This is a genomic window from Anaerotignum propionicum, assembly GCF_024461735.1.
GTDB lineage: Bacteria > Bacillota > Clostridia > Lachnospirales > Anaerotignaceae > Chakrabartyella.
The window spans coordinates 307,658-322,399 of sequence record NZ_JANGAD010000001.1 but is presented as its reverse complement, the minus strand read 5'-3'; the positions used below and the strand labels follow the sequence as shown (position 1 = coordinate 322,399).

The 14,742-nt window shown below is 38.5% G+C and carries 7 protein-coding genes; 2 read left to right on the top strand and 5 right to left on the bottom strand.

The window, feature by feature from the left end:
- From isdE to NE558_RS01660, 5 genes are all read right to left on the bottom strand, one after another.
- The gene (gene isdE / locus NE558_RS01680; protein WP_256148179.1) at window positions 1-1,080 is read right to left on the bottom strand and encodes a heme ABC transporter substrate-binding protein IsdE; all 1,080 of its coding nucleotides are present in this window, start codon (window positions 1,078-1,080) and stop codon (window positions 1-3) included.
- A 162-nt stretch (window positions 1,081-1,242) separates the two neighbouring features.
- Window positions 1,243-2,334, bottom strand: a complete 1,092-nt coding sequence (locus NE558_RS01675) for a heme-binding Shp domain-containing protein (protein ID WP_256148178.1) — start codon at window positions 2,332-2,334, stop codon at window positions 1,243-1,245.
- Between the two features lie 98 nt (window positions 2,335-2,432).
- Window positions 2,433-8,846, bottom strand: coding sequence for an S-layer homology domain-containing protein (locus NE558_RS01670; RefSeq protein WP_256148177.1), 6,414 nt, complete (start codon window positions 8,844-8,846; stop codon window positions 2,433-2,435).
- Window positions 8,847-9,005: 159 nt separating this feature from the next.
- Window positions 9,006-9,500 carry a hypothetical protein gene (locus NE558_RS01665; protein WP_256148176.1) on the bottom strand — a complete coding sequence of 165 codons (495 nt, stop codon included), beginning with the start codon at window positions 9,498-9,500 and terminating at the stop codon, window positions 9,006-9,008.
- A 669-nt stretch (window positions 9,501-10,169) separates the two neighbouring features.
- Window positions 10,170-11,036 (bottom strand): hypothetical protein, encoded by an 867-nt coding sequence (locus NE558_RS01660; protein ID WP_256148175.1) that lies wholly within the window; start codon window positions 11,034-11,036, stop codon window positions 10,170-10,172.
- Window positions 11,037-11,351: 315 nt separating this feature from the next.
- On the opposite strand from NE558_RS01660, the gene NE558_RS01655 reads away from it, so the two are divergent.
- Together NE558_RS01655 and NE558_RS01650 are read left to right on the top strand one after the other, a co-directional pair.
- On the top strand, window positions 11,352-13,091 hold the full coding sequence (locus NE558_RS01655) for an ABC transporter ATP-binding protein/permease (protein WP_256148174.1): 1,740 nt from the start codon (window positions 11,352-11,354) through the stop codon (window positions 13,089-13,091).
- Window positions 13,084-14,736, top strand: coding sequence for an amino acid ABC transporter ATP-binding/permease protein (locus NE558_RS01650; protein ID WP_256148173.1), 1,653 nt, complete (start codon window positions 13,084-13,086; stop codon window positions 14,734-14,736). Before NE558_RS01655 ends, NE558_RS01650 begins: the two co-directional genes overlap by 8 nt.
- Window positions 14,737-14,742: the final 6 nt, after the last annotated feature.

The window sequence follows — 14,742 nt, the reverse complement described above, 5'->3', positions numbered from 1 at the left end:
TTAATCACCAAAAAGCATAGGCTCTAAATCAGAAAGAGCTTGAGGATAGTCAAAGGTTGCACTCATGCCAAAGATCATATAGTCCACATCAAAAACCTTTCCATCCTGCACCGCTCTAAAATGCTTCCAAATATCATTTTCCGAAAATTCCTTTGCAAACATTTTAAGTGCTTCTTTCGGCAATCCATGGGCTGTACGAATAATAATATCAGGATCAGTCTTCAAAATTTCTTCTGGGTTCACATTGAGAAAATCCTTCTCGTTACTGGGGAATACGTTTACACCTCCAGCAAGCTCCACCAAAGACCCTGCATAAGATTTATTTGTCGCTACAAGATAGCTGCCTGGAAGCCCCATAAGTACTAATACCTTAGGCTTTTCCGTAACAACATGCTTTGCCTTATAATCCTTCATGAAGGTGTTGTAGTCCTCAATCAAGGCCTTTGCCTCTTCTGCTTTCCCATACTTATTGCCTAACAAAGTTATGCTGTCATATAAGCCTTTCACACTTTTTAAATCGATAAATGTAGAGGTAATCCCAATGTTATCATATTTTATTTTTAAATCCTCTTTTAGCGTATCTGGTCCTATAACATCAGTGGGTTTCAAAGATTTGATGATTTCCAAATCTGGTGCCATGGGCGTTCCAATGCGAGTTGCCTTGTCGTAACGAGATGGAATTGTAGAAACAGTGGTATTTGGCACACCAATCAATTCTATCCCCAATTTATTCATTATCTCGCAGGTTGCCGCCGATGTTGCAATAATACGAACTTCATCAGTTACAACGTTCTTGTTACCTTCTGTGGTCTGAGCCTTGGCATCCACTTTCTTGGTCTGTTCTTTTTTTACATCCAGAGAACCATCCGCGGGCTGTTTTTCAGCGTCCTCTTTACTAGTTTCAGTCTCTTTTTGTGTGTTTTCTTCCACCTGTTTTCCTGCTACTATTTCAGCTGACATTGTTTTTGTAACTGCCTTTGTTTCTTTTGCGTTAGCTCCGCTTTGATCCACACAAGCTGTGGCAGAAAACATCATAAGTCCAAGGATTAGAATTAGCATCCTTTGCTTCAATCTTTTCATGTTCTTCCCCTTTCCGCAACATTTCAAGCAAACCTGCTTGGGAGTTTAGGACTAAATTGATTTGTAATTGATCTGAATATTCGTTTTTTCCAACTTCATAATCTAAATTCCTACAGTCCCTATCGTCCATAACTCTGGTATTTTATCTGAGCATAAAGCTGCTTATTTTTCAGCTCCGTTAACCATATTCATAACCATAGATGCCACATCAGCTCTGGTGGCTGAGGATTTAAATTGGAATCCATTTGTATTTTGGCTTGAAATTATCCCTGCCAATCCGGCCTTTTCCACGCTCTTCTTCGCCCATGAGCTTACTGAATCCATTTTTGTCACAGAACCGTTGGTTTTAAAGGGAATTCCCTTGTATTCCATATACTTTACCAAAATTGCCGTCGCCTGTTCACACGTCACTGGTGCATTGGGCTGAAATGTTGTCTCTGTCACACCGGAAACAATTCCTTTTGCATTTGCCCATCCAATATATTTTGCATAATACTGATTTGCACCTACATCCCGAAATTTTCCGCTGTTGTATTTAGAAACATCCTCTCCGCTCAATCTGCCTAATACGGTTACAAACATTCCTCTTGTCATTGCAGTATCAGGGCTAAAGGTAGAATCGCTTGTTCCACTGAAAAGCTTCTTTGAAACAACACTCTCAATATCAGCTTTTGCCCAGTGAGAAGAAATATCTGTAAATCCCTCCTTCTTTGTTGTTTTTGTTCCTAATTTAATTGTTTTAACAAAATCAGCATTTCCGCTTTGGGCTGTTGATGCATCTACCTTCCAATAAAAACAGACATCTCTGCCCATTGGTGCGACATACATTTTTGTTTTTACAAGGCAATCTGCTGAGGGCACCTCAAAGCGCAAATCCCCGCTATCATTTGTGGAATTCTCCGCCATAACAGAATACTTTACCTCAGTGTAGGCTCCCTTTGGTGTATTCTGAGTATAGATTCTGATATTAGATATATGGCTGTATAAAAGCATTCTTAAACTAACCCATATCTTTCCATCCTGTTGCTCGACCAATGCCTTTTCATATACAGCACTTCTGCACATTCCCTCGCCGATTTCTGCATTTCCCGTTCCACCGTCATCAGTCTTTTCTGTGTCAGGATTGATATAATAGGTAAGGGTATCCGCCGTATAAATACCGTCACTTAGGGCAAATGCATTTAGCTGCATACAGCTGCAGAAAATCACAGCCATAAAAATAGAAATTACTCTTTTCAAGCTTCTATCTCTCATTTTTTACCTCCGCTTTTATTGACAGTCAGCCCCTCCTAAAGGAAGGGCTCTGCCTATTTTATTGTGTGAAACAAAAGGGGACGAAAGCACTACATCTTTTAAATGTTTTCAGTTTCTAACGCTTTCTGCGAAATCATGTACTCCTCCATAAACTTCACCAAAATAACTGCTACTTCCGCTCTGGAAGCGGCATCCTTTGGCGCAAAGGTTCTATTCTCACGTCCACTGAGAACACCTGCCTTTGCAAGGGCCTCTACACTATCCTTTGCCCAATTACTAACGTCAGTACCATCAGCAAAGTCGTGATTTCCGTCACTTTTAAGCTCTAACCCTTTCATCTGGGCATACTTTGAAAGCATAGCAGCCACCTGTTCCCTAGTAATTGTTGCATTCGGAGCAAAATGATTCTCATCAATCCCCCTTGCAATACCCGTATCAGAAGCCCAAAGCACAAAGGAAGAATAATAATCCCCATCCTTTACGTCACTGAATTTATCTCCTCTATAGGTTTTTGATGTGATCCCTTCCATTTTCCCGAGAACTGTAACAAACATCCCTCTTGTCATTTTTGCATTTGGTTCAAAGCTTGAGTCGCTAATCCCATGGAAAATTCCCATTCCAACAGCTTTTTTAATGTATTCCTTAGCCCAGTGCCCAGAAATGTCATCAAACAACTCTTTTTCTTCAAACACTTCAGCAACAACAGGAACATTTAAAACCTCATCCGTTTCAACTATCACAAATAAGCCAAGTTTGTCAGTCTCAAATTCAAAATAAATTGGTTCCCCTCCACTTGCCGCTGGAATTAATCCACCATGATTCACAGTTCCACGAACCAGAGTCTTTGTTCCATCCTCATTCACTCTGTATAAAGCAACCCTTTGTTCATCAAAGCCCTCAGGGATGGGAATAAATATTTTTACATTTCCTAATGGTGTTGTTTCTTTTTCATCCAGCATTGCAAAGATACTAAATGCAGTAAACTTGGTAAATTCATCCCCCATGGCCTTCTGTACCAGTTTAAACTGAGCTCCCGTCTTAATTTCTGCAACGGCAAGCGTTGTGCCCTCCATTAAAACATCAGCCGGAGCCACAAGACGAATTCCCGTTTTAGGGTCAGTTGCATCAATGGGATTACTCTTAATGGCAATTGTACTTTCCGCCACAGAATCGCTGGCACGAAGCTCATCAGAATCCTTGGCAGCAGTAATACCGCTCCAATCAATTTTCAGTCTTGCAGGAATTGCATTATCCCCCACTGCAGAATCCATGATGGTATAGGGTACCTTCACCTTTACATCAATAAAACTATCTGTAACACTTGGTAAAGTAAATTCAAATTTTTTCAAATAATCAAAGGAATAGTCAACTCCGTTATAAGTGGTTTTAATCTCCTTTGTGTCCAATGCCGTAGCAAGCTGATATGTTCCTCCAGCATTTTTAAACTGAAACTCTTGTAGAGCGGAATAATAGGGAGGAATCTTTACAGGATTTGAACCCATCTGAATCACTGACTTTCCGCCACTTGTTACAATAAGAGCCTTTGAATTATTCTCAAATGCTACATTGCCCATGGAAAGCTCATTATCATTGGCTTTGTAAAGGCTTACATATACCCAATATTTTCCATCCTTTGTAACATCAACCTCCCCCTCAATCGGCTTGGTAGGATCTATAGCTGATGTATTAAAAGTGAACTTTTTTACATTTATAAGAGAATCTATGTATCCGTTCTTTACGGCCACTGCAAGTACATTTACTGTATCATCTATCCCGCCAAAAGCAGCCGCCTCAGATTTGCTAATTGTAAATGCCCCTGAATACTTATTTTTTGTTATCTTATCAACAACAGCATCATCTTCTCCACTAACAATATAGTAAATGTCAGCATCCTGCACTTCACTGGCTGATGGCAAAGAAATTGTAATTGTCATAGCATCGCCTTTTGCGCTTAAGACTCCGTCAATGATAGGTGACTCAACTTGTTTTTCCACCACCACAACATCGCCTGTAACAGCTTCAATAACCTTGGAATAATCCAAGGATAAAGTAGCCCTTTGCTTACCCATAGCCTGAAAATCCGATTCAATACCAACGGATACCTTGGAATGATTGTTAAATAAAGGTATGGTTACCGTTGCAATCTTGCCTGAAACGGAATATGTATAGTTACCTTGAATCTTCGTTTCTTTCCATTTATCTTCTGCCGTTGCTTCTTCATTCTCAAAGTACCACATATCAATCAAGTAACCTAAACCGGCACCCATATTAATGCCCTGAAAAGGCACTGTTAAAAAGTGATTTCCCTCTGCATCCACTTTTAAGACCGCCTTACCCGTCAATGCTCCATTTCCCATAGATAGAAGGCTATTATTGGCAAAGTTCAACATCTTAATCTGCACTGCGTAGCTATAACCTGGCTCCATGTTATCCCACCAATTTGATGAAAACTCAATGGTTTTCTTTGCAATCTCAGAAGCATTGACATTAGCACCCACAGCAATTGCCTGAATGACTGTGGGCGCACCATTGGTAATGGCGGGCACCTCAAAGCTTGTTGTATATAATGCACCATTTTGTTCCGAAGGCATAGAACCATCCGTAGTATAATAAACCGATGTTCCATCAGTTGCACTTGATATGTTCACAGTGTAGATGCCATTTGCAGCTGTATCCCCACTTTTGTATTTTGCAAAAATAATCGGTTTTTCTGCGGTTATTGCAGCCATCCCCTCTTTGTGAAAAGATATCTTAAATTCCATAATGTCTGAGGTGATATATCCACTTTTCACCGTAACTGCACGAATGGTAAATATCTCTCCTTCTTTGTTTTCTGTGGATAATTCAAAGGTATTCTTATAAATTTGGCTTGCCTTTGTTGTATCAGGATCTATCCCTGTATTTCCACTGGTACAGGTATAGTAAATTTTTGCATTTTCAGATGCAGTGGCTAAGGACACAACGGCCTTACCATCATTCACATAAGTGGTGGCTCCTGTTGCAGTTGTCATTTTCGGCGCTTGCGTAGGTATCCCTGTTGCCGAGGTAACACTGCTGTAATCCATTTCTATGATTCCGTACTGGTTTTTTCCTGCCGAGGTTGTAAAATACACATTTAAGTAAGCCTTTTTTGTAGTTATGGGTATTTTAGCTAGTTTTACATATTTTTCACCATTTACTGTATAGGTTTCCTCAGCCGCCGCTTTCACATATTCATTCTTTGTATAATCATAGTAATAAAAATCTTTTACATACTCCCCATTTTTGTTTGCAAGGGGAAGATACAAATATTTTGAATAAGTTCTGATATCCAGCATTGCATATCCCTGCTGGTACTTGTTGTCTATCATATCCTCATATTCATTGGCTTCAAACTTATTATTGCCGTCCTTTAGTCTTGCATTTGCATAATAATATCCGTTTGCCAGAGCGGGCATGTCAGCATTCTCTCCTGCAACCAACACATAAACCCCATCAGGATATTCATTTGTTATTCTATACATCCCATAGCCTATTTCATTACTTCCAGCATATAGAGGAAGTAATATGGCCTCCGTTCCGGCTTTATTGATGTGATATACCGAAACCGCTTCCACAGGGAACCCTTCGGTTTGTGGAATACTAATAAAAGACTCCTTAAATTCTCCATAAGCATCCAAAACCTTCACTTGCCCACCGCTAGGTGTTGCCAAAGTAATATTTAGTACCTTTTTTTTGCTACTACCATGTTCCGAATTTACCTGCGAAATCAAGTTAGAATAAATCTCTGTTTTAGTTTTATCCACTTCGGTATCCACTTTAAAAACTGTATCATATGGAATGGTATATCCTAAGTCACTTTTCCCATCACGAAACGTTCCGGTTGTGGTCATCTTTGTGCCCGTTCCATTGGCATCTACAATTTCACTTGACAAAGCCCTTGCATTAAATTTTAAAGGAATAGAAATTTCATCTGTCCACCCTAAACCTTCAACATAACCTTTCACTCTTATATTCAGGATATGTGGTGCAACATTTTTGGTAAATATTTCATATGCATCTTCAGCCGCTCCTTCATAATTTGTAGCAACCGTTAAAGAATTTACAACTGGTAAATTCGTTGATCTGGATTCAAAACCTATTTCCTCTGTATCATCTGCTGTAAAATAATAAACCATAGGTCTTGTTGCTGAATAACCTTTGTTTTGAAAATAAATGTCAATTTTGGATTTGCTTTGTCTATATCCATCATAACAGAATGCCTTGCTATCTGTTTTTAATGAATAGCTGAGAACCGAATTGTCTATTGCTTTTATTGAAACCGGCTTTGGCTGTGAATTTAGGGTGAACACAAAATCTACCCACACACCGCTGTTATTTTGAAATTGCACTGGAACATCAGCGGAAAGGGACTCCATAGGCAGCGATACTGTTTTTATAATATAGGTGCTGTTTGAACTATACATATAAGACTTTGTCTCCAATGGTTCTTCAAAAACAAGGTCTGTTTCATCACCTTCATGACTCACCATTTTTGCAGATTTGAACTTGTAAGCTTCAACTGCTTCAGTATCGGTAGTTTTCTCAACAAAACGTATTGTAAGGCTCATTTTACCGTCACTATCTACATTAATCTCAACATCCTTGGTGTCTATGTAATCCTTCAACCATGCATTGTTTCCATCATTGCATTTTATTACAAAATCAGCTATATAATTCCCTTGCGTTAGTATCAAATCTTCATTTGGTTTAAAATATATTTCCTTAGTGGTTATAGAAGATAAATATTTATCATCCTTCACAGCTGCAACCTTAATGGTTACCTTACCTCCGGCCTGGGATGGAGCTTTAATACCCATAATTCCTGTGCTACTATCATAAGCGCTGCCCTCCAAGGTCGGGTCTATTCCATCAAGGGTATAAACATATCTCAACTTTGAATCATAATTTGTAATATTGGCAGTAACCTCTGTCATATTCTTATATTTTGATTCACCATTTTCCAATGGGGTGAAAGAAAGCTCAGGTGCAGCAATATCTTCCTGCAAAAAATTCAGAGTAAGTTTTCTGGGAGATGTATATGTTTTTTGTGTACCGTCCATTATCTCAACCGTGACTCTAACCACCACGGCCTCAGCTGCTAGACCGCTGGCAGTTATTGAAAATTTATCCGTATAAACTAATGCTGTTTCACTCTCCCTTGGATCGGTATCGTCTAAGGTATACAATATTCTACTTGAGGCATCGTTTGGATGGGTAATTTCAATCACAACCGTTTCATTGTTAGCTATATTAGATATACTCTTCTGCAGTGATGATGTTGTTGTAACCGTACCGCTTACTTTCTGCGTAGCTTTTATTGTCGGGTTCTTTAATGTTGCCGCAGCTCGAAATACAATGGAACTACTCACTAAATCAGAATATACATAGATCATTTCTCCATTGCCACACTCAACCCCTGTTCTTACCACCGCCTTTATTTCTGTTGTTCCTCCCGACGTGTATTGTGCCATAGGAAGTGATACTGTAAACGAACCTTTATAAAGCTGTTTTGTGTCACTTTGAATAGGGTCAGTGCCATCTGTTGTAAACAATACCTCTGTATTAAAAGGTGCAGCAATCTCAACCGTTACTGGTGATAAATAAGAATAACTATCCTGAGAATCTCCGCTGCTGTCATATGCTTTAATCACAGGCTTCGACACATCAACTGCTGCAATAAAGCATATCTCCTTTGAAATCAATTCTGAATATTGGGTTGTTGTGTTCTCTTCTCCTGTTACCTCCTGCGTAGCAACAGCTTTTATTGTCAGTACTTCTGCATCTGTGCCCGATGCAGTCACATTAAATACCCCACTATAAAGCTGTCTTGATCCACTGTCTGCTGGATCTGTACCATCTATTGTATAATATACCTGGGTATCATCGGGTACTGCTATATCAACACTTACTGTTGCATTGTTTGCATAGTAGGTCTGACTGATATCATAGCTATCATGGGTTGTAATAGCAGGTGCCTCTACAATAACAGTACTGGATACCAAGCTAGCTTCAAGCACACTTACTTCCTGTATGGGGGCTTCCTCGCCCTCTTTTATATTTTCGGATTCCTCCGTATTTTCCGTACCTTCTGCTGTTTCTGTTTCCCCTTTTCCTGTTTCCTCATTCTCTGTGCTGCCTGTTTCTGTTTTTCCCGACTCTATTTCTCCCGTTTCTTTCTCGACTATTTGTGAATTACCTCTTTCTGTATTGCTTGCTTCTTTATCGCTTGTTTCTGCTTCATTTGTTTTTGTATCCCCCGTTTCTATTTCCTCTCGGACTGCATTACCTGTCTCTACGCCCTCTGATTCTGCTTCAATCTGGGGTTCCCCTTTATCTGCTTCTTCTACTACTGTTTTGTCAATATCTGTTTGCCCAGAACCCTCCTGCTGTTCAACCTGCTGTTCGTATGAATCTGCAAAAATTTTCGACGGCGATGATGAAACCACCAATGTACCCGCCAAAAACATTGTCAAATACTTTTTATATTTCAATTTGGTTCACTCCCCCTATATTGAGTTTCTCAATAACTTCTTTAACAATAAGTTCCTTAGAAAACCTTGCTTGAAGTATTTCAATATACAATAAAAAATGGAGCCAAAAGCCGCTAAGCCTTCGGCTCTTAAAATAATTTAGTGAAAAGGATGTATTGGTTATTCAGAATATGTCAACTGTGAGTCTGTAATAGCTAGATTTACTGAAGAAGGCATATCAAACTTAATTCCCCATAATAGTTCGACCTCCGCTTCTATCTTTGCATCATATTTGGCAGAATTACCGTTGATTACAAGATTTGTTGGAACAGATACAATTAACTTATCACCACCATTGGTTACCGAGGCAGTAATACCTGCATTCTTAGCTGCGGAACCTAATGCAATACCTGTCATATAACCCTCGCCCGATACCCCCATTTTTGTCATTTCAAAGGTTTGAAGATTAATGGTGTAAACATAGTTATCGCCCACCTGAACCTTGCTGGAATAGTCAGCGATGGCTTTTTGTGTCATTGAAACTGCAGTGCTGCTGCCACTTTTGAAGAATGTCACATACCCGGGTGCCTCTTGGGCAAACGCTACCACTCCCATGCTCAAAGCCATCATTGTTGCCATACCCAAACCTGTAATTTTCTTTAATAAATTTCTCATAACAATTCCTCCCTTTTATAAGTAAATATTAAGTTATCTTGACTGCCCACTTTTCGGCGAAAACCGGTTTTTGCTTTGTTGCTCTATTATGTTGCGATTCTTTCCGTTTTTTCTTTAATACCTCCTTTTATATTCTATTTTTATAATCAAACCGAAGTACTTGAATTGTTTCATCAGTGTTCACCTCGGCCATTATAAACATTTTCCAGCTTAATTTTTGTACACAACTCCGATTGTTATCTTAAGCTAACTTCTATGTATCATATAAAATCTGCTGACACTGCATTCGTAAGTTTATCATACCTACCTTTATATTTTCCTAGGCTGCCAAGCATTAGACTAGGCTAATTTCCCGTAAAAATAGTACAAGGAACGACACAAAGGTCATTCCTTGAAAATTTACGTTTTTTATGGCAGCAACAATGTTATAATTGATGTAATACCTCGCCCGTTTTTCATCAATTTACAAAATTGTAAGTATGATATTTCCAATTTGTTAGTTTTGACTAACTTATAGATAAACTATATCATACCAAAAGATTGTTGTCAAACCTATTTTCTAATTTTTCCCTATAAATTTTACCGGTCTTTCTATGTATGAACCTCTAACTCGTAAAACAATACTATAATAATATAATAGATGGCACATTACCACCAACCACTATGTTTTTATCTACTGTTTATTTCAACAGCTGTTAAGTCAAGCACTAAATCCGCTTCTGCTTCCGCCATATGAAAAACGCCCACAGTTGCTCTTGCCATAATTCTGATTACACCGGTTATGATTTTTCCTTGTGAATCATATTTACATTTCATTTCACTTAACGGTAATCTGTATACAGAATGGGTACACTCCACAGATTGGTATGTATCTGTCTTCCTATTTTTAAACTTCATAGAGCTTAATTTTCCATAAAGGCATTTTCCTAAAATAGATTTATAAAAAATATCCCTTGATTTTAATACTACCTCTTGTTTTTCGTTATTAAACACCAAAATACAAGGATGTTCAAATCCTTTATTACCCATGGATATCATGTCGCTATCAGCCTTTAAAATTGTAAATGGAATGAAATAACTGCCATCACCTGGACTCTCCCATTGCTTTGCGTCATAAATCTCTTCACGAAAACCATCCTCTTCACAAAGCCCATTAAATTTAACCTCCAAAAGAGACACCACTTCTGGCTCTAGCTTCCCAAGAAGCTTCTCTACCTGACGCTGAGCTGTCTCCGAATCTGTTCCCAATTGCTGGGTTAACAGTCTGTACATCATATATTGCTGATGCTCCAGCATTGCAGCAATACTATTTCCAAACTCCGTTAAAAAAACTCTCTTAAATCGGTTGCTTTCATCTGTTTTTAGTACACCCATATCTTTTAGTTGATAAATCATCCGACAAGCACTGGGTTTTTTCACACCCAAATTTTCCGCAATGCCAGTCAGCGTGGCATAGGAATCCTGCAGTGCACTTATGATTAAAATATACTTCAGTTGGGCTTCTGTAAAACCATCTAAAACCGTTCTTTCTTTCATTCTCAATCTCCTCTCTTTTTTGTTATTTTATTACACCTTCATTTGGCAATTTCTAAACCTGAAAATTTCTAATATTAATCAATTACAAACTTTCAAGACTGTTCTTTTTCTCCCAGTTTTCTTATACTAACTATTTATGCTTTGAAAATAACACTCCTTGTTTCTTTTGTCAACACCTCTCGAAGCAAAGTCTCTCTTTTTTAAATTGACATCAAACTATGAATATGCTATAGTCTTGCCATAAACCTCGCCCGTTTAAATTTTAAGAAGTACGCACAAACTAGCGTATCACTTTTTATTTAGGAGGGCTTTTTTATGTTTCACAAGCGTCTTTTGGAACTTGCCCCAAATATAAAAAAATATATTGTGGCAACAGTTCTTTTACAATGGTTTAGTCTGATTTGCAATATTTTCATCATGCTTTCCATTTGCGTTTTAATAGATTCAACCTATCAAAATAGAACTATCGATATGTCCTTGGCGCAGAAAACAGGTGGTATAATAATACTTTTTGGTATTCTTCGTTTTTTAGCCAACTTATTCTCATCAAAAACAGCCTTTCAATCTTCAAAAAATGTGAAACGCCTTTTGAGAGAAAAGATATATACAAAGCTTACACAAATTGGCACCAGCTATAAGGATAAAATATCTACAGCCGAGGTTGTGCAAATTAGTACCGAAGGGGTAAATCAGCTTGAGATTTATTTTTCACAATATTTGCCTCAACTTTTTTATAGCTTGATTGCTCCAATTACATTGTTTTTTGTTCTCTCCACCATCTGTTTCAAAGCATCTGTTGTTCTGCTTCTATGTGTCCCTTTTATTCCTCTTTCGATTATTGCTGTTCAAAAGTTTGCAAAAAAATTATTAAGCAAATATTGGACTGCATACACTGACTTGGGAGATTCTTTTTTGGAAAACTTACAGGGAATGACTACTCTGAAAATCTATCAGGCAGACGAGATGAAACAAAAAGAAATGAATGGGAATGCAGAAACTTTTCGTAAAATCACAATGAAAGTTCTCGCCATGCAACTAAACTCAATCTCCGTTATGGATTTGGTTGCCTATGGTGGTGCTTCAATGGGAATTCTTCTTGCTGTTTTAGAATTTTCCCATGATAAAATTGGGTTATTTCAAACAATGGCAATCATTTTGCTATCCGCAGAATTCTTTATCCCCCTCAGACTTTTGGGCTCTTTCTTTCATATTGCAATGAATGGGATGGCAGCGGCAGACAAAATTTTTACAGTTTTAGACACACCCATTTCTCAAAAGGGTACTGAAACAATTGAAGGCCTTGATATTCTTTTGGAAAATGTCTCCTTTCAATATGAGAATGAGAAAAAAATTCTTCAGAATACCTCTTTAAAGATACCCAAAAATACCTTTATTTCGTTGGTGGGAAAAAGCGGCTGTGGTAAATCTACATTGGCAGGGCTTTTGAAAGGTGCTTTAATGGATTATAAGGGAAGTATACAAATTGGTGGAATTGAGTTAAAAAGATTAAGTGAAAAAAGTCTGATGGAGAGCATTACTTTTGTGAACCATAATAGCTATCTGTTTCAAGGAACAATTGCTTATAATTTAAGAATGGCAAAACCAGATGCAACTGATGAGGAGCTTTATTCTGTTCTCCAGCGAGTAAATTTTTTAGACTTTATTCAAAATGAAAAAGGGTTAGAAACTCCTATTGCTGAGCAAGGAAGCAATCTATCTGGCGGTCAGCGGCAACGTCTGGCTTTGGCACGGGCATTGCTTCACAATACCCCTATTTATATCTTTGATGAAGCTACTTCAAATATCGATGCAGAGAGTGAAGCCTATATCATGAAAGCCATTGAGCAACTGACAAAGACAAAAACAGTGATTTTAATCTCTCATCGCCTTGCCAATGTTGTAAATGCCAATTGTATTTATGTTTTGGATGAAGGGCGTATTCTTCAAAATGGCACCCATAATGAACTGATGGAAACCCATTCTCTCTATTCCCAGCTATTCAATCAACAGAAGAGCCTGGAGGAATATGGGAAAGGCGGTGCACAATATGCGTAGAAGTGGGATTAAAATTATGGCAGGCCTCATTGGGCTTATTCGTCCTCTGCTTCATTTCATGCTCTTAGCAATCATTTTAGGAGTGCTTGGCTTTCTCTGCTCTATTTCCTTAACCATTCTAGGAACAAGTGCAGCACTGAAACTCCTTGGCTTCGAAGTTTATTTCACCCTGAATACCATCTTCTCTCTGCTGATTCTTTTCGCTGTATTACGCGGTTTCTTTCGCTACGGTGAACAAAGCTGCAATCACTACATTGCTTTTAAGCTATTAGCCATTATACGAGATAAAGTATTTTCTACATTGCGCCGCTTATGTCCAGCAAAGCTGGAAGGAAGAAACAAAGGAAATCTAATTTCTATTATCACAGAAGATATTGAACTGTTAGAGGTTTTTTATGCCCATACCATTTCACCAATTGCAATCGGCGTAATTACTTCTATGCTTTTTGTAATCTTTATTGGCAGCTTTTCCCTCACGCTTGGGGTCATCGCCGCAAGCTCCTATATTTGCATTGGTGCTGTCATCCCCATTTTAAATGGGAGAAAAATAAAAGCCTATGGGATGGAGTATCGCAATACTGTTGGCAATTTGAACGCTTCTTTTTTGGAAAGCCTACGTGGTCTAGATGAGCTTCTACAATATGGTCAAACGATTACCCGCCTGAATGAAATCAATGACCTAACAAATGCCTTGTCTGAAAAACAGAAAAAACTAAAAGAAGCGGAAGGCTTTACAAAAGCAATCACGGAAATCACAATCCTTGGATTTACAGCAATCATGCTGTTTTCGTCAATGACACTATTTTCTAATGGGATTCTTTCATTTGAAAAGGCTTTACTTGCGACAGTAACCCTAATGAGCTCCTTTGGACCTGTTGTTGCTTTAAGTAATCTCTCCAATAATCTAGCCCATACCCTGGCTAGCGGAGAACGTGTTCTTTCCCTTCTGGAGGAAACCCCTGAAGTTCTAGAAAAAACAGATGGACAAAATATTTTCTTTGAAAATGCCCGATGCCAAAATTTAACCTTTGCTTACAATGAAGAAAATATATTAGAAAATCTCTCCATTGACATACCAAATGGATGTATTATCGGTATTCATGGAAAAAGCGGCTGTGGAAAATCCACCCTGTTAAAACTGCTCATGCGGTTTTGGGACAAAAATTCAGGAAGCATCACTCTTTCTGGTACCGAGATAGAAGAAATTAATACCAAATCCCTGCGTAATAGTGAAAGTTACTGCACACAGGAAACCTACCTCTTTCATGATACCATTGGCAACAATATTCGCCTTGCAAAGGCGAATTCCACTGAAGATGAAATAATAGCGGCGGCAAAAAAGGCCTCCCTCCATGAATTTGTGGAAACACTTCCCAAGGGTTATGAAACCTCCATCGGAGAATTGGGGGATAAGCTTTCAGGTGGGGAAAAACAACGCATTGGTCTGGCAAGAGCATTTCTCTCAGGGGCACCTTTTATGCTTTTGGATGAACCCACCAGTAATCTTGATAGTTTAAATGAGGGAATCATTTTAAAATCCCTTTATGAAGCCGAAAATGTTACAATCCTTTTGGTTTCCCATAGAAAATCAACTTTAGGTATTGCTTCAAAAATTTATTCAGCCGAAAGGGGGCGACTCAGCTAGGATTGC

Bases quoted from the DNA above. Each gene is read 5' to 3' on its own strand.
- isdE (WP_256148179.1), bottom strand. From the start codon at position 1,080: ATGAAAAGATTGAAGCAAAGGATGCTAATTCTAATCCTTGGACTTATG.
- NE558_RS01650 (WP_256148173.1), top strand. From the start codon at position 13,084: ATGCGTAGAAGTGGGATTAAAATTATGGCAGGCCTCATTGGGCTTATT.
- NE558_RS01665 (WP_256148176.1), bottom strand. From the start codon at position 9,500: ATGAGAAATTTATTAAAGAAAATTACAGGTTTGGGTATGGCAACAATG.
- NE558_RS01655 (WP_256148174.1), top strand. From the start codon at position 11,352: ATGTTTCACAAGCGTCTTTTGGAACTTGCCCCAAATATAAAAAAATAT.
- NE558_RS01660 (WP_256148175.1), bottom strand. From the start codon at position 11,036: ATGAAAGAAAGAACGGTTTTAGATGGTTTTACAGAAGCCCAACTGAAG.
- NE558_RS01675 (WP_256148178.1), bottom strand. From the start codon at position 2,334: ATGAGAGATAGAAGCTTGAAAAGAGTAATTTCTATTTTTATGGCTGTG.